The sequence below is a fragment of the Hydrogenophaga sp. genome, assembly GCF_030656115.1.
GTDB lineage: Bacteria > Pseudomonadota > Gammaproteobacteria > Burkholderiales > Burkholderiaceae_C > Hydrogenophaga.
Map to the genome: position 1 here is coordinate 1 of NZ_JAUSOO010000161.1, position 15,525 is coordinate 15,525.

The 15,525-nt window shown below is 65.0% G+C and carries 14 protein-coding genes and 1 pseudogene; 7 read left to right on the top strand and 8 right to left on the bottom strand.

The window, feature by feature from the left end; genetic code table 11:
• Window positions 1–386 (top strand): annotated as a pseudogene (locus Q7J58_RS21060) (type I glyceraldehyde-3-phosphate dehydrogenase); the annotation flags it as partial.
• Between the two features lie 10 nt (window positions 387–396).
• The gene (locus Q7J58_RS21065) at window positions 397–1,587 is read left to right on the top strand and encodes a phosphoglycerate kinase (RefSeq protein WP_304831830.1); all 1,191 of its coding nucleotides are present in this window, start codon (window positions 397–399) and stop codon (window positions 1,585–1,587) included.
• Between the two features lie 343 nt (window positions 1,588–1,930).
• On the opposite strand, the gene Q7J58_RS21070 is transcribed toward Q7J58_RS21065, so the two are convergent.
• Both Q7J58_RS21070 and Q7J58_RS21075 read right to left on the bottom strand, forming a co-directional pair.
• Window positions 1,931–2,101: a hypothetical protein gene (locus tag Q7J58_RS21070; protein ID WP_304831831.1), complete on the bottom strand. Its 171-nt coding sequence runs from the start codon at window positions 2,099–2,101 to the stop codon at window positions 1,931–1,933.
• A 278-nt stretch (window positions 2,102–2,379) separates the two neighbouring features.
• Window positions 2,380–3,324, bottom strand: coding sequence for a hypothetical protein (locus Q7J58_RS21075; protein WP_304831832.1), 945 nt, complete (start codon window positions 3,322–3,324; stop codon window positions 2,380–2,382).
• Window positions 3,325–3,465: 141 nt separating this feature from the next.
• Here Q7J58_RS21075 and Q7J58_RS21080 point away from each other — a divergent pair, with 141 nt between their 5' ends.
• From Q7J58_RS21080 to Q7J58_RS21090, 3 genes are read left to right on the top strand one after another with little or no spacing between them, the layout of a single operon-like run.
• On the top strand, window positions 3,466–4,044 hold the full coding sequence (locus tag Q7J58_RS21080; protein ID WP_304831833.1) for an isochorismatase family protein: 579 nt from the start codon (window positions 3,466–3,468) through the stop codon (window positions 4,042–4,044).
• The gene (locus tag Q7J58_RS21085; RefSeq protein ID WP_304831834.1) at window positions 4,041–4,811 is read left to right on the top strand and encodes a DJ-1/PfpI family protein; all 771 of its coding nucleotides are present in this window, start codon (window positions 4,041–4,043) and stop codon (window positions 4,809–4,811) included. Before Q7J58_RS21080 ends, Q7J58_RS21085 begins: the two co-directional genes overlap by 4 nt.
• Window positions 4,812–4,851: 40 nt before the next feature.
• A complete protein-coding gene (locus Q7J58_RS21090; protein ID WP_304831835.1) occupies window positions 4,852–5,895 on the top strand; it encodes a helix-turn-helix domain-containing protein in 1,044 nt (347 codons plus the stop codon).
• A gap of 38 nt (window positions 5,896–5,933) precedes the next feature.
• Here the strand turns inward: Q7J58_RS21090 and Q7J58_RS21095 are convergent, their stop codons facing one another.
• From Q7J58_RS21095 to Q7J58_RS21110, 4 genes are all read right to left on the bottom strand, one after another.
• Window positions 5,934–7,499 (bottom strand): ATP-binding protein, encoded by a 1,566-nt coding sequence (locus Q7J58_RS21095; RefSeq protein ID WP_304831836.1) that lies wholly within the window; start codon window positions 7,497–7,499, stop codon window positions 5,934–5,936.
• Window positions 7,500–7,594: 95 nt separating this feature from the next.
• A complete protein-coding gene (locus Q7J58_RS21100) occupies window positions 7,595–8,002 on the bottom strand; it encodes a YbaN family protein (protein ID WP_304831837.1) in 408 nt (135 codons plus the stop codon).
• On the bottom strand, window positions 7,999–8,406 hold the full coding sequence (locus Q7J58_RS21105) for a SirB2 family protein (RefSeq protein ID WP_304831838.1): 408 nt from the start codon (window positions 8,404–8,406) through the stop codon (window positions 7,999–8,001). The genes Q7J58_RS21100 and Q7J58_RS21105 overlap by 4 nt, the downstream gene beginning before the upstream one ends.
• A 78-nt stretch (window positions 8,407–8,484) precedes the next feature.
• Window positions 8,485–8,874: a hemerythrin domain-containing protein gene (locus tag Q7J58_RS21110; protein ID WP_304831845.1), complete on the bottom strand. Its 390-nt coding sequence runs from the start codon at window positions 8,872–8,874 to the stop codon at window positions 8,485–8,487.
• A 426-nt stretch (window positions 8,875–9,300) separates the two neighbouring features.
• On the opposite strand from Q7J58_RS21110, the gene Q7J58_RS21115 reads away from it, so the two are divergent.
• Both Q7J58_RS21115 and Q7J58_RS21120 read left to right on the top strand, forming a co-directional pair.
• The gene (locus Q7J58_RS21115) at window positions 9,301–10,179 is read left to right on the top strand and encodes a restriction endonuclease (RefSeq protein ID WP_304831839.1); all 879 of its coding nucleotides are present in this window, start codon (window positions 9,301–9,303) and stop codon (window positions 10,177–10,179) included.
• A gap of 14 nt (window positions 10,180–10,193) precedes the next feature.
• Complete coding sequence (locus tag Q7J58_RS21120) at window positions 10,194–13,370, top strand: DEAD/DEAH box helicase (RefSeq protein ID WP_304831840.1); 3,177 nt, start codon at window positions 10,194–10,196, stop codon at window positions 13,368–13,370.
• 170 nt (window positions 13,371–13,540) lie between these two features.
• On the opposite strand, the gene Q7J58_RS21125 is transcribed toward Q7J58_RS21120, so the two are convergent.
• A complete protein-coding gene (locus Q7J58_RS21125) occupies window positions 13,541–14,839 on the bottom strand; it encodes an acyl-CoA dehydrogenase family protein (RefSeq protein ID WP_304831842.1) in 1,299 nt (432 codons plus the stop codon).
• A gap of 54 nt (window positions 14,840–14,893) precedes the next feature.
• Window positions 14,894–15,525, bottom strand: a 632-nt coding sequence (locus Q7J58_RS21130; RefSeq protein WP_304831843.1) for a UbiD family decarboxylase domain-containing protein, incomplete at its 5' end; no start/stop codon positions are given.

Consider the following 15,525-nt stretch of genomic DNA (forward strand, 5'->3'; position numbering starts at 1 on the left):
TCCCCAGCAGCACCGGCGCCGCCAAGGCCGTGGGCGTGGTCATTCCTGAGCTGAACAAAAAGCTCACCGGCATGAGCTTTCGCGTGCCCACTTCTGACGTGTCGGTGATCGACCTGACGGTGGAACTCAACAGCGAAGCCAGCTACGCCGAGATCTGCGCCGAGATGAAGGCACAGAGCGAAGGCGCCCTGAAGGGCGTGCTGGGCTACACCACCGACAAGGTGGTGGCGACCGACTTCCGTGGCGAGACCTGCACCAGCGTGTTCGACGCCGATGCCGGCATCGCGCTGGACAGCACCTTTGTGAAGGTGGTGGCTTGGTACGACAACGAGTGGGGCTACTCCAACAAGTGTTTGGAAATGGTCCGCGTGGTTGGTCGTGGTTGAGGAGGGCAGCATGCAATTCCTCCGATTCAGCGACGTGTGTGCCAGCGGTTTTGCACGCGACAAGCGCGTGTTCATCCGCGCCGACCTCAACGTGCCGCAAGACAAAGAAGGCCACATCACCGAAGACACCCGCATCCGCGCCAGCATCCCCGCCATTCAAATGGCGCTGGACGCCGGTGCCGCCGTCATGGTGACCAGCCACCTGGGCCGCCCCACCGAGGGCGAATTCAAGCCCGAAGACTCGCTGGCCCCCGTGGCCGCGCGCATGGGCGAACTCATGGGCCGCAACATCCCCGTGGTGGCCAACTGGGTGGACGGCGTGAACGTTGAACCCGGTCAGCTCGTCATGCTGGAAAACTGCCGTCTGAACGTGGGCGAGAAAAAGAACAAACCCGAGCTGGCCGCCAAACTCGGCCAGCTTTGCGACATCTTCGTGCACGATGCCTTTGGCACCGCGCACCGCGCCGAAGGCAGCACCTACGGCATTGCCGAAACCGCGCCCATCGCCTGTGCGGGTCCGCTGCTGGCGGCCGAGATGGACGCCATTGGCAAAGCCCTGGCCGCGCCCAAACGCCCACTCATCGCCATCGTGGCCGGCAGCAAGGTCAGCACCAAACTGACCATTCTGCAAGCGCTGGCCAAGAACGTGGATGGCCTGATTGTGGGCGGCGGCATTGCCAACACCTTCATGCTGGCGGCGGGTTTGAAAATCGGCAAAAGCCTGGCCGAGCCCGACCTGATCGGTGAAGCCAAAGCCGTGATCGAGGCCATGAAAGCCCGCGGCGCAGCGGTACCGATTCCCACCGACGTGGTGACCGCCAAAACCTTCAGCCCCGACGCCGTGGCCACGGTGAAAGCCGCCACCGACGTGGCCGACGACGACCTGATTCTGGACATCGGCCCGCAAACCGCCGCGCTGCTGGCCGAGCAACTGAAGCAAGCCGGCACCATCGTCTGGAACGGCCCGGTGGGCGTGTTCGAATTCGCCGCGTTCGAGAACGGCACCCAGGTGATTGCGCAAGCCATTGCCGAAAGCAGCGCCTTCTCCATCGCTGGCGGCGGCGACACGCTGGCGGCCATTGCCAAGTACGGCATTGAGAAAGACGTGGGCTACATCTCCACCGGCGGCGGCGCGTTTCTGGAGGTGCTGGAAGGCAAGACGCTGCCGGCGTTTGAAGTGCTGGCGCGGCGCGCGGCTTGATTGCCTAGGCGGGCGTGCCCCCACCCCAGCCCTCCCCCAGCGGGGGAGGGAGCCAGCCGGGGACAAGCGCCCACCAACAGGCTCCCCGCATTCGCTCCTTCCCCCTCTGGGGGAAGGCTGGGATGGGGGCTCCCCGATGGGCCCTCGCAGCTTCAGCCTCAATGTGCCCCGCCAGTTCTGGGGCCATGTTCTCGAGAGTTTTTACACCTTCGGTTGCACGCTTGCGCCAGCCCGACCCTCTACCAGAAAGTCAAAACGGGTTGGGCGAGGGGTCTGGGTAGGCGCTGGTTATACAACGTGCTCTGAGTTTGTTGTATAGCGGCTGAGGGCTGTGCCATTGGGGCTACCAGCAGCCCACACCCTTGCCGAAGAAAGACGACTCCAGCAGGCGCATGCTGTACAGCGGTTGGCAGGCGGTGTACCCGGCCAAATCGAGCATGAACTTCACCACCTCGGGCCGGGTGTTGACCGCCCCCCGCGCGTCAGCGTCCGCTTGGCTGGCGAGCGTGTCCACGGCATCGGCTATGGGGCAGAAGCCTTGGAGGGAGGGTTGGTCGATTAGGAGGGGTGGGGCATGTGGTTGCGGATGGTGGGCCGGGTGGCGGTGTCCAATCAATGCATCGGTACTGCCTTCACGGATGAAGACAAATGCCGCCTTTGAATATTTCAAGAATGACTGTTTAACGTACTACAGATCCGGCCCTGTGAAGTTTGAAGCTTTCCGGTATGCATCCACTACGGATGATCCGTGCCTGAGTAAAGACTTTCAAGGACCGGAGCAATAATTAGGTCTCACGAGAGATGCTCACTTGTGAAACCCTGGACGAATAGAAGCATCATGTTGACCTGCTCCAGCGTGTACTCCGCATACTCGCCGTGCGCGGCTTTGTTTCGGACATGCGCCCAAGTTGTGACCTGCTTCTGGACTAGCTTCGAGTAGATTGCCGCTTTTGCGAGTTGAGCGTTCAAAGGCTCAATCGTTAGCTGCTTGCCAGAGTCGGCAGTCAGCGGTAGCGAGGCGCGTTCGCAGAGTTTTCGAAGTCCGTCCTCCAGCACACTTCCGATGACGACTGCGGCCGCGTCCTTGTAACCCTCAACTAGAAGGTACTCTCCCATTTCTAGAAAATCAGCGAACACTTCGGCCTGTACGAGTGACTTGAAGTCGACAAGAAGGCCATGGGTAAGGTCATGCTGTATTGCCTTGGCAACGCCAAACACCTGAGTGAAATGATCGTAGTAGTTGCTGTGAAGGTTGTAGAAGTTGTTCGTGGATAGTGCTTTGTTGTAAGACGCGAAGTGTTGACTCTTTTCGCCGTATAGCTTGCGAATCAGTTGGCCAAGGCGTGTTACCCACATAGCCAGCTCTGCAAGCTCGTCGCCACCAATACCGCTATGGGATGTTGAAGCATTTCGATGGAGACGCAGCCCAACTTCGACTAGGTCGTTGACTTCGTTAGTGATGCGTGTGTCGAGTTTTGGCATATTTTTTGAAACCAAACGTGATGTAGACAATCGCCCATTCTGGAATCCCCCCAAGACAGGCATCGAAATAAACCGGTTCAATGAATTCAGCAAATTCATGCGCCACCGCCAGCCGCTTCCCCCGCAGCCAATCAGCGCAACATCCGTGACAGTTGCCAAATTCCCCTCCCCTGTTTCCCCTTGCCGCCCGCCTGCTGCATCATCAGCCAGTTTCGGGGCGTTCCGGGTGAATGCACTGTAGCCCAGCCACGGCACAGGCTTGCCTGTATCCGATCAAATCGGTGCCCGTGGCTCCCACCACACCATGTCCCAATCTGATCGTTTCCTGTCCGTTTCCGCGCCGGTCAGCGGCGTTGGACACAGGAAAAATCAAGGCTTCTTAACCAGGAGCCTTCCATGAAAACATGTCTGTTGGTGATCGATGTGCAGGAGTCCTTCCGCCACCGTCCTTTCTTTACCGAGGCTGATCTGCCTGCCTACCTGGCGGCGCAGAACGCGCTGATTGCCGGGTGTGTAGCGGCGGGGGTGCCCGTGGTGCGGGTGCTGCACAGCGATGGCCCCGAGGTGGCGGGCAACCCGTTTGCGCTGGCTTCGGGCCATGTGCGCCCGCTGGATGGGCTGCTGGGGTTTGAGGCGGCGGCCACTTTCGTCAAGCACCGACACAGTGCGCTGGTGGGCACGGGGCTGGATGTGTGGCTCACGCAGCAGGGCATGGGGCGGCTGCTGGTCAGCGGCATCCGCACCGAGCAGTGCTGCGAAACCACCACCCGCCATGCGTCCGACCTGGGCTGGCAGGTGGACTTTGTGCTGGAGGCCACCCTCACGTTCGACATAACCCAGCCTGACGGCAAGGCGCTGCCAGCAAAAGACATTGCCATGCGCACGGCCACGGTGCTGCAAGACCGGTTTGCCTGTGTATGCACGGTGGCGCAGGCGCTGGCCCGTGCAGAAGAAGGCGCTGGAGCAGCGGCATGAGCACGACAGCCACTGTCAGCCCAACACCCACCGCGTCCGCTTCACCCGCGCCCGTGTTCACCATCGCCCTGCTGGCGTTTGACGACATGGAGGCGCTGGACTTTGCGGGGCCGTTTGAGGTGTTCACCACCGCCAGCCGGGTGTTTGCGCGGATGCTTGCATCACAAAACGCAGCAGACTGTTCAAGCACAGAAAGCACAAGGCCGCTGTTTGGCGTGACGTGCGTGGCCCGCACCCTGGCCCCGGTGCAGGCGCGGGCGGGTTTGCGGGTGCTGCCCGATGCAGACTTTGCCGCCCCCCTGGCTGCCGATTTGCTGCTGGTGCCGGGCGGCGTGGTCAACCGGGCGATGGCCTGCCCCGACACGCTGGCCTGGGTGCAGCGCATGCACGCAGCCAGCCGCGTGACGGCTTCGGTATGCACGGGCGCGTTCATTCTGGCGGCGGCGGGGGTGCTGACGGATGAGCCCGTCACCACGCACTGGGAAGACCAGGCCGATTTGCAGCAGCAGTTCCCCAGGCTGCGGGTGCAGAGCGGCGTGCGCTGGGTGGAAGCTGGCGTGGTGGCCGGAGCGGGAGAAAACGCCCCCGCCCGCCTCACCACGTCGGCGGGCATCAGCGCGGGCATGGACATGAGCCTGCGCCTGGTGGCCACAATGGCTGACCCCCACATGCGCGCGCTGGGGCTGAGTGGCCAGGCCCTGGCCGAGCGCACCGCCCTGCAAATGGAAACCACATGGACGCAGCAAGCCCCCCATCCACCTGTTTGACCAGCCCAGCCAGCACCAACGCTGGCGCAGCGCCCCGGCCATGACGACGCACCCCATCACCACACCCACCACGGGCCAGGCCTTGCCGCAGCCGCCCGCCATCCGCGTGCTGTTTGTGCTGCTCCCGCACAGCCTGACGCTGGACTGGGCCGGCCCGGCGGAGGTGCTGCGCTCGGCCAACAGTGTGTTGCGCGGCATGGGCCAGCCGCCCCGGTTTGAGCTGGGTTTTGTGGGGCCGCTGGCCGAGCCGGTCACGTCGGTGGGCGTGTGCCTGAGCGGTGTGCTGCCCTTGCCCCGGCTGCTGGCCGATGCGGCGCGACCCACCTGGGTGGTGCTGGTGGGCGAGCCGGGTGAGCGCATGCACACCGACACGCCCGCCGCGCAAGATGCCCTGCACTGGCTGCGCGGGCTGCGGCTGGTGGCGGGCCAACTGGAGCTGCTGACGGTGTGCGCCGGTGCGGTGCTGGCCGCACACGCGGGCCTGCTGACCGGGCGCGAGGCCACCACGCACCACCACCATCTGGACGAGCTGCGCCAGGCCGACCCCACCTGCCGGGTGCTGGCCAACCGGGTGTGTGTGACCGACGGCCCGGTGTGTAGCAGCGCGGGCGTGACCACGGGCATTGACCTGATGCTGCACCGCGTGTCGGGCGTGTGCGGGCCGGTGGTGGCGGCGCGGGTGGCGCAGGCGCTGGTGGTGGCCCTGCGCCGGGGGCCGAACGACCCGGAGCTGTCGCCATTTTTAAGCCACCGCAACCACATGCAGCCCGCCGTGCATCGGGTGCAGGATGCGGTGAGCCAGTCGCCCCAGGCGGACTGGACGGTGCAGCGCATGGCCGAGGTGGCCTGCACCTCGCCCCGGCACCTGGCGCGGCTGTTTGGCCAGCACGCGGGGGTGGCACCGCTGGCCTATGTGCAGGGCATTCGGCTGGACGTGGCCGAAGCGGCGCTGCGCAGCGGGCGCAATGTGGGGCAGGCGGCGGAGCTGGCAGGCTTTGCCTCCGACCTGCAACTGCGCCGCACCTGGAAGCTGGCGGCCAAGCCGGGCACGCCGCGCGATGTGCGGGCGGCGGGTGGGGCGTAGGCACCCGCCCCAACGCCGCCGGCATCGCCGCGTTCAACTCACCCCGTCTCCACCTCAAACCCCACAATGTTCCGGTCGTTCTTGCTGAATTCCACCCCCACCAGGTGGATGGGTTCGCCCCGGGCGCGGTATTTGTCGGCGTAGCGCATGTCTTTGATTTGTTGCAGCGCCCGCCCTTCGGGCACCAGCTCCACCACCTTGAACTCGAACACAAACACTTGCCCGTTGAACAGCACCGCCATGTCGATGCGGCCCTTGTTCGTGGTGTCTTCCAGCCGAATGTCCAGCCCCAGCGCGGCAAAGTGGCTGTAAAAAATGCTGGCCCAGTAGCCTTCAAACTGGGCCATGGGGTTGCTGCGGTACCAGTCGTGCGGAATGCTGGCAAAAAAGGCCTGAAACAGGGTTCTCAGGCCCTCGAAGTCTTGCGCCTGCAACAACCTGTACAAGCGCCCAATGTGCGGCCCGGGAATGGACGGGTTGCCCACCAGGTATTGCAACAGGCTGTCGTTCAGGCTGGCCTGCACCTCCAGGTTGGGGTATTTCAGCGTCACTTCCATGCGCCCCGGTATGCGCCACACATGGTCAATCGTCAGGTAACCGGCCTGAAACATCAGCGCCTCGGGCGGTATGTTGTCCACGTCGAAGGTGGACAGCAGGGTTTCGGTGGCCACCAGGCGGCCAATGTCGGGCGTGAAGGTTTGGGCCTGCGCCAGCAGTTTGATCAGAAAGGTGGGTGTGCCGGTTTCAAACCAGTAGGGCTTGAATTCGCGCCGATCAAACAGCAGCAGCATGTCAAACGGGTTGTACACGCCTTCGCCCAGCCAGTTGTAGCCGTTGTACCAGCGGCGCACTTCTTCGCGATCCAGCCCGGGCAGTTCGGGTGCGAACACGGTGTCCACATCGGCATCGGTGTAGCCACAGATGGCGCTGTAGCGGGGGTCGAGGGTGATGTCTTTGAGGTGATTCAAGCCAGAAAACAAACTCACCTTGCTGAACTTGCTCACCCCGGTGATGAACACAAAGCGCAGGTGTTCGTCGGCGTCTTTGAGCACGCTGTAAATGTCTTTGAGCCCTTCGCGCATCTCCAGCGCCACCGCGCTGTCGGTGATGTTGTCGAGGATGGGTTTGTCGTATTCGTCCACCAGCACCACGGCGGTTTGGCCGGTTTGGGCATGGGCTTGGGCAATGAGTTGCGCAAAGCGCCCGCTCAGCGATGTGTGGGTGCAGGAGACGCCCAGGCGGTCTTGGTTGTCTTGCAACAGTTCGCCCAGCCTCTCGTCCAGCGCGGCCCGGTCTTTCAGCACCCCGCCACCAAAACTGATGCGAATCACCGGGTGCGTGCGGCTCCAGTCCCAGCGCTCGTCGGCGGCCAGGCCATGGAACAGCGACCGCTTGCCCTCGAACATCTGCTTGAGCGTGTCCAGAAACAGGCTTTTGCCAAAGCGGCGCGGGCGGCTCAGAAAGTAGCACTTGCCGCTGTGCACCAAATCGACCGCCAGGCCCGACTTGTCCACGTAGTAGTGGCCGTCTTCGCGGATTTCGCGCAGGTTTTGTATGCCAATGGGCAGCTTTTTGCGGGCAGTGGGTGCGGCTGGTGCGGTCATGCATGGATTCTGGCAGGCTTCTCAACCCGGCACAGGCTCATGAAGCCTGGCGCGGTCCGCGGTCCGCGGTCAGCGGACAGTGCCGATGGGTTGTGCTACTTCCTGCGGGTGGGTATGCGCAGCACCACCCAGGCCCCCACGGCGGCCGTGGCCAGCAACACCAGTTGCACCGCCAGGCGGCCTTGAAAACCCCAGGCCGACACGCTCACCATGAGCAGCATCGATCCGACGGCAATGGTCTTGCTGCGCCGGGTCAGGCTGCGGTCGCGTTCCCAGTCGCGCAGCATCGGGCCCATCCAGCGGTGGTTCAGCATCCACCGGTGCAGGCGCGGCGAGGCTTTGGCGTAGCAGGCGGCGGCCAGCAGCACAAACGGTGTGGTGGGCAAGCCCGGCAACACCACACCCAGCGCTGCCAGCGCCAGCGACACCGTTCCCCCCAGCCACAGCAGGCCGCGCACCCAGCGCGAGCGGTGCGGGTGGGCCGTGGCCGTCGGTGTGCTCACAGGCGCCACCAGCCCAGCGGGTGCCGCGCCAGCGCCACCGACGCCATGTAGGCCAGCACCGCCAGCGCCAGCACGCCAAAGGCGAACTTGTGCGCTGGCGTGCGGCCGCGCTTGAGCGCGAACGTGCCCAGCCCGATGTACACCACCAGCCAAGCCAGCTTGGTGCCCAGCCAGGGCTGGTGCAGCGGGTGCAGCTGCAGCAGCCACCACAGCGTGGCGCCCGTGCTCAGCAGTGCGGTGTCGATCACCACGCTCAGCGTGCGCCACAGGCGCTGCAGGGGCCAGCGCGCACCGGCCAGCACGCCCAGCCAGCGCAACACAAACAGCCCCGCGCTCAGCGTGACCAGGCCGATGTGGGTGTGGAGCAGCGCGGGGTACAGCGTGGCGAGAGAGGGGGCCGACATGGGAGGCAAAGGGGGTGTGGGTCAGGCATTGTGCGTCAACACCCTTCAGCCGCAACCCGCCTGAAGTCCGGTGGTTTGTCAGGGGCAGCAGGCCGCCGCCTGCGGCTCGAACTGCGGAAACAGCAGGTTGTTTTCCAGGTGGATGTGGTTGATCAGGTCGTCCGAGAGCTGGGCAATGCCGGCGTAGAGCGCGCGCCAGGTGTTGCAGGCACCGAAGGGCGGGGTGGCGTCGTGGCTCAGGGTCATCAGGCGCTCCAGCTGCTCGCCGTGGCGGGTGTGCTCGTCGCGCATCACGCCCATGGGGTGGCGCACCATGGGCGTGCCACCAGCCTTGAGCATGGGGAACAGCACGGTTTCTTCTTTCTCCATGTGCTCCAGCAACTCGGCTTCCATGGCCTCCAGGTGGGCGGCCTGGGTGCGGTGGCACTCAGCATGGGTCTTCGCCGCTCGCCGGTCTTTGTGTGCCAGTCCAGCCTCCAGGGCGACACCGTCCACTGGTTGCAATTCCAGCTCACCCAGCGACGTATCAAGGACGTGATGGAGAGGCCGGACCCTGATGCCGCCCGCATCATCCGTTCGGTCAAGGACAACAGCTGCAGGTGTCGGGCAAACTGGTACGGGAGTAGCCGCGGCTCGACGACCGGCTGCTTGCCTTGCGCGTGGTCAAGGCCGTGCAATTGGCCTTCGAGGGACGGGGGTCTGCTCCCAGCATCGGGTAAGGGCGTGCGCAGAGCTGGATTTCGGCCAGCTGAATCTGCTGCTCACTCCGATGCTTTTTGGGGGGATGACCGTCTGATGAAGCAGAAGCGAGATCGATAGGATTGATGGCAGGATAGGCTGCGCGCCGGCAAATGGTTGCCAAGCAGCGCAGGTGATCAAGGGAGGAAATCAAGGATGGCGAGACGCAAGAGAACCAGCACGGCCGATGACCTGCTGGAATTGGTGGCGATGCTGCCGTGGTGGGCTGGTGTGCTGTTGGCGGTGGGGAGCTACTTCGTGCTTCATAGCATCGCATCCCAACCGGTGATGGCGCCCACGCAGCCCGGTCAAATGGGCGCGATGCTCACCCAGTCGATCTGGAAATCGCTGGCCACTGTCGGCCAATACTTCGTTCCTTTCATTTGCCTGCTGGGTGCGGGCATATCTGCCTGGCGGCGCCATGAGCGAAAGAACCTGGTGGCTGATGTGGCCAGGAGCAAGGCGACCGACGCGCTCGATGGCATGGGCTGGCGCGAGTTCGAAATGCTCGTGGGGGAAGGGTTTCGCCTGCAGGGCTACCAGGTGTTGGAAACCGGGGGCGGCGGTCCCGACGGCGGCATTGACCTGGTTCTCACCAAGCCGGGCAAGAGCGGGGGAGAAAAGTTTCTCGTGCAGTGCAAGCAGTGGCGCGCCTACAAGGTCGGCGTGGACGTGGTGCGCGAGTTGTATGGTGTGATGGCCGCCAAGGGCGCCACCGGCGGGTTCGTGGTGACCTCGGGGCGCTTCACCGACGAGGCGATCAACTTTGCGAGCGGTCGCAATGTGACGCTGGTCGATGGGCCGAAGCTGCACGGACTGTTGCGGCAGGCCCAGGCAGGTGCTGAGCGCTCGCCAGCCCAGAAACCGGTTGTGTCGGTTGCCCACTCTCCTGCTCCGTCAGCCCAGGCACTGGCTTGCCCTCAGTGCGCGAAGCCCATGGTTCGGCGCACCGCCAAACGCGGCGCCAACGCCGGCAACGACTTCTGGGGCTGCACCGGCTATCCGGCGTGCCGTGGCACGCGCCCGATCAACTGAACCCAAGGACAACGATGGCATTGCACGATGGCCTCTATGACCTGTTGTTGACCGAGGGACTGGCCCGTTCGCTCGCCGAGTTGGATCCCTCGCGTGCCGATGTGTCGGCGCTCAAGGGTGGAGCAGCCGAGTTCCTGGCCGATGTCATCACCCGCCAGCTCTCGACCATCCTCGACGATGTGTCTGGCAACGAGGTTGAAAAAGCCAAGCGGCAACTCGAACTGGTGAATGGGTTGCTGGTGATGCTGCGGCAGCGGCTCGCAGGAAGCAGCGCGGATGGGGCCTCTGCGCCTGGTGAAGTGGTGGACCTGGTGGCACCGCCGTTGCGGGTCCTCAGGGCCGTGCAGCGCGACCAGCAGTTCCCCGTGTCGCCGGAGATCGGGCTGGGCGTGCCCTGGCTGTTCACGGCCGGCAAAGGTTCACCTTCGTTGCTGCAGGAGATTCGTCGCGAGCTGGCATCGAGCGATCAGGTGGACATCCTGGTCAGCTTCATCACGGTCTCTGGCGTGCGCAAGCTCCAGGATGTGCTGCAGCAGATCACGGCCGTGGGTGCGCAGCAAGAGGGGCAGGCGCAACCGAAGACCCGGCTGCGCATCCTCACCACCACGTACACCGGTGCAACCGAGGCACGTGCGCTGGACGAACTCGCGCGCCTGCCGGGCTGTGAGGTCCGCGTGTCACTGGATGGCCGGCGCACCCGCCTGCATGCCAAGGCCTGGCTGTTCCAGCGCAAGACTGGTTTCGGTTCGGCCTATGTCGGCAGCGCCAACCTGTCGGGAGCTGCGCTGACCGGCGGGCTGGAGTGGACGGTCAAGCTGACCCAGCGCGCGCAAGAGGCGCTGTTTGCCCGCGCCGTGGCCCACTTCGAGACGCTGTGGGCGGACAGCGAGTTCCAGCGTTACGACCCAGACAACGTTGAACACCGGCAGGCCCTGGCGGCGGCGCTGGGTCGCGAGTCGTTTGGCGGCGAGCCCTCGGCCACGATCAGCTTCTTCGACCTTCAGCCCAAGACCTACCAGCAGGACATGCTGGAGCAGTTGACCACCGAGCGCGCCCACGGTCGAAACCGAAACCTGTTGGTGGCGGCCACCGGCACGGGCAAGACGGTGGTGGCCGCGTTTGACTACCGGAACACCTGCCGCATCGAAGGCGGGCGCCCCCGCCTGCTGTTTGTGGCCCACCGAGAGGAAATCCTGCGCCAGGCCATGCGCACCTACCGCGAGGTGCTGCGCGATCCCGAATTCGGCGATCTGCTCACCGGCAACCACCAACCCGAACGCTGGGACCACCTGTTCGCCACCATCGACAGCGTGACCAGCCGCGACCTGGTGGTCACCGTCGGTGCGGATCACTGGCACACGGTCGTGGTGGATGAATGCCACCGCCTGGCAGCCGATCGGTTCGACGCGTTCGCCAGGGCCGTTCACCCCAATGTGTTGCTTGGGTTGACGGCGACGCCTGAGCGCAGCGACGGCCAGCCCATCGCGCCCTATTTCGATTCGCGACCCGACGGCAGCCCGGCGGTCGAGCTGCGGCTGTGGCATGCGCTGGATCTGCAGCTGCTGGCGCCGTTCGAGTACTACGCCTGCGACGACGCCACCGACTTTTCGGAAGTGCCGTGGGACAGGCCGGGCGAGCGCGAGGCGGTGGACAACCTGGTCACCGGCAATCATGTGCGCGCCAAGCTGGTCATCAACGAATGGCGCCGCCTGGCGTCCGATGCAAAACGATCGCGGGCCATTGTTTTCTGTGTTTCGGTGGCGCACGCGAGGTTCATGACCGATTGGCTCAACCGTGCGGGTCTTCCTGCGGCGTGCGTCGTCGGCACGACGGCGCCCGAAGAACGGCGACGCGCACCGCAACGCCTGCTCAGCGGCGAGCTGTGCGCGCTGGTCACGGTGGACCTCTACAACGAGGGCATCGACTTGCCGATGGTGGACACGCTGCTGTTGCTGCGACCCACTCAAAGCCCGGTGCTGTTCCAGCAACAGATCGGTCGTGGCCTGCGTTTGGCGCCGGGCAAGGAGAACTGCCTGGTGCTCGACTTCGTCGGCCAGCACCGCGCCGAGTTCCGCTTCGACCGCCTGTTGTCGAGCCTGACCGGCTTGTCGCGACGCGAACTGGTGGACAGTGTTGAGAACGGCTTCGGCAGCTTGCCACCCGGCTGCCACATCCACCTGCAGCGCCAGACAAGAGAACAGGTGCTGCAAGGCCTGCGTTCGCTGACATCGCAGAACTGGCGCCGGCTGAAGAGCGAGCTGCAAACCTATGCGGCGCTGCGTGGCCGGTCAGCGATTCAACTGGCCGACTTCCTGCATCACCAGGCACTGGAGCTGGAGGACATCTACCGCACCGGTACCGGACAAGGCCGCAGCGGCTGGACATCGCTCAAGCGCGATGCAGGCCTGATCGTCTCAGAGCCCGGACCTGAAGAGGACTACTTCAGCCGCCGTTTCGGCGATCTGCTGCATGTGGATGACCCGCGCCGACTCGATGTCATGGCCGCTGTGGGTTTGCGCCAAGGGAGCGCATCAGCACTCCATGCAGAAGACGCGCTGGGAATGCAAATGCTGGCCTATCAGATTGATGGACGGCACGAGCAGGCTGCAGGTCACGAAGCCTTCCTGGAGCGCTTGGAACGTCACCCAGCCATCACTGCCGAGCTGGTGGAGCTGTCCGCCCTTCTGCAGGCCCGCAGCACCTTGGGCGCGCATCCTGTGCCCGGTCTCGAAGACACGCCCTTGTGCCTGCATGCAGGCTACGGTGCGCGCGAAATCCTCACGGCGGTGGGCTGGCTGACCGCATCGCGCCGCGTGCCGTTCCAGGCCGGCACCTTGTCATTGCTCAGCCGCAAGACCGAGCTGCTGTTCGTCACGCTCGACAAGAGCGAGGGCTACCACGACCGCATCGCGTATCACGACTACGCGATCAGTGCCGAGCGCTTTCACTGGCAATCCCAGAACAGCGCCGGACCAGACACGCCGGGCGGCCGGCGCTACCTCGAAAGCGCAACCAATGGATGGCAGTTCCAACTCTTTGTGAGACCGCGCAAGGGCGAGGCCTACCGCGCCTGCGGCCCGGTCACGCTGGAGTCTGCCGAGGGTGCCCGCCCCATGAGCATCGTCTGGCGACTGCAGACGCCGTTGCCGGCGCGGCTGTTCCGGGCGTTCAGCGTGCTGCGCGGGGTGTAGCACTTGCTGCCACCACCAACCGTTCCGGTGTCTGGAAAACCCATGGCGTGTTCCCGGCCAGAAACTCCGGTGCGGGGAGCAGGCCAACATGTTGAGGCGAATGAATCGCACGCCCAAGGAACGGCCGTTCACCCTCCATTCCTCGCCCCCCGCTGATGGCGTGCCAGGGATCAGGCGGCGATGTGGGGCGCTGCGCGCATCTGTTCGGGCGTGGTGAAGTAGGCCGACGAGGCGCCCATGCGTTCGCGCGCACGCGCCAGTTCGTGCCGCGCCACGCTGCGCAGGTGCACCTCGTCGGGGCCGTCGAGCAGGTGCAGGGCGCGGCCCCAGGTCCAGAACTGCGCCAGCGGCGTGTCGGGTGAGAGGCCCATGGCGCCGAAGATCTGCATCGCGCGGTCCACCACGCGGGTCTGCAGGCCCGCGGCCACCACCTTGATGGCGGCCACCTGCGTGCGCACGGCGGCGGGTTCGGCTTGCTCGGGGTGGTCGAGCAGCCACGCGCAGCGCAGCACCAGCAGGCGCGCCTGGTCAATCTCAATGCGAGACAGCGCGATCCATTCCTGCACGTTGGCGTAGTCCGCCAGGTACTTGCCGAAGGTCTGGCGCTCCAGCGCGCGTTCGGTGGCGAGCGCCAGCGCCAGTTCACACTGGCCGATGGTGCGCATGCAGTGGTGCACGCGGCCCGGCCCCAGCCGTGCCTGCGCCATGGCGAATCCTCCGCCCCAGCCGCCGAGCAGCTGGTCCGCCGGCACACGCACGTGGCGAAAGACGATCTCGCAATGCCCTTCGGGTGCGTGGTGGTGCACCACGCTGATGTTGCGCACCACCTCAATACCCGGCGTGTCCAGCGGTACCAGCACCATGCTGTGCTGGTGGTGCCTGGTGTCCGGCGCACCGCTTTCGTCGGCCGCGTTGCGCGCCATCACGATCAGCAGTTGGCAGTTGGGGTGGGCGACGCCGGTGATGAACCACTTGCGGCCATTGAGCACCAGGCCATCGCCCTCGCGCCGCACTGTCGTTTGCAGGTTGGTCGGGTCGGACGAGGCCACGTCGGGCTCGGACATGGCGAAGGCGGATCGGATGCGGCCTTCCAGCAGCGGCGTGAGCCACTGCGTGCGCTGCGCGGGCGTGGCGAAGCGGTGCAGCAGCTCCATGTTGCCGGTGTCGGGCGCGCTGCAGTTGAACACCTCGGCCGCCCAGTGCAGTTTGCCCATGGCTTCGGCCAGCGGTGCGTAGTCCAGGTTGTCCAGGCGCGTGCCGGGTTCGTCGTCGCCCAGGCCGGGCAGGAACAGGTTCCACAGGCCTTCTTCGCGCGCCAGGGTCTTCAGGTCGTCCAGGAAAGGCGGCGGGTATTGCCCCAGTTGCACCGCCTGGTGCCAGGCCGCGTTGTGGGGCAGCAGGTAACGCTGCATGAAGTTCTCCAGCTGCTGTTGGAGCGCCTGCGCCCGGGGGCTGTGCTGAAAGTCCATGGGGCGATTGTGGGCAGGGGCTGCGCGCCTGTCAGCGCGTGGGCGACAGCGACCCTACAGCCCCAGCTGTTCGCCCAGCCGGTCCATACGCTGGCGCACCACCGGGTCCATGGCCATCACCCGGCCCCATTCGCGCTGTGTCTCGCCGGGCCATTTGTTCGTCGCGTCCAGGCCCATCTTGCTGCCCAGGCCGCTCACGGGTGAGGCGAAATCAAGGTAGTCGATGGGCGTGTGTTCGATGGTGAAGCTGTCGCGTGCCGGGTCCATGCGCGTGCTCATGGCCCAGATCACCTCGCCCCAGTTGCGCACGTCGATGTCTTCGTCCACGACCACGACAAACTTGGTGTACATGAACTGGCGCAGGTGGCTCCACACACCCATCATCACGCGCCGCGCGTGGCCGGCGTAGGCCTTGCGGATCTGCACCACCGCTAGCCGATAGCTGCAGGCTTCGGGCGGCAGGTGGAAGTCGGTGATCTCGGGGAACTGGCGCTGCAGCAGCGGGATGAACAGCTCGTTCATCGCCAGCGCGAGCATGGCGGGTTCGTCTGGTGGCTTGCCGGTGTAGGTGGAGTGGTAGATCGCGTTGCGCCGCATCGTGATGCGCTCCACCGTGAACACCGGGAACTCGGCGCGTTCGTTGTAGTAGCCGGTGTGGTCGCCGTAGGGGCCTTCGAGCGCGTGCT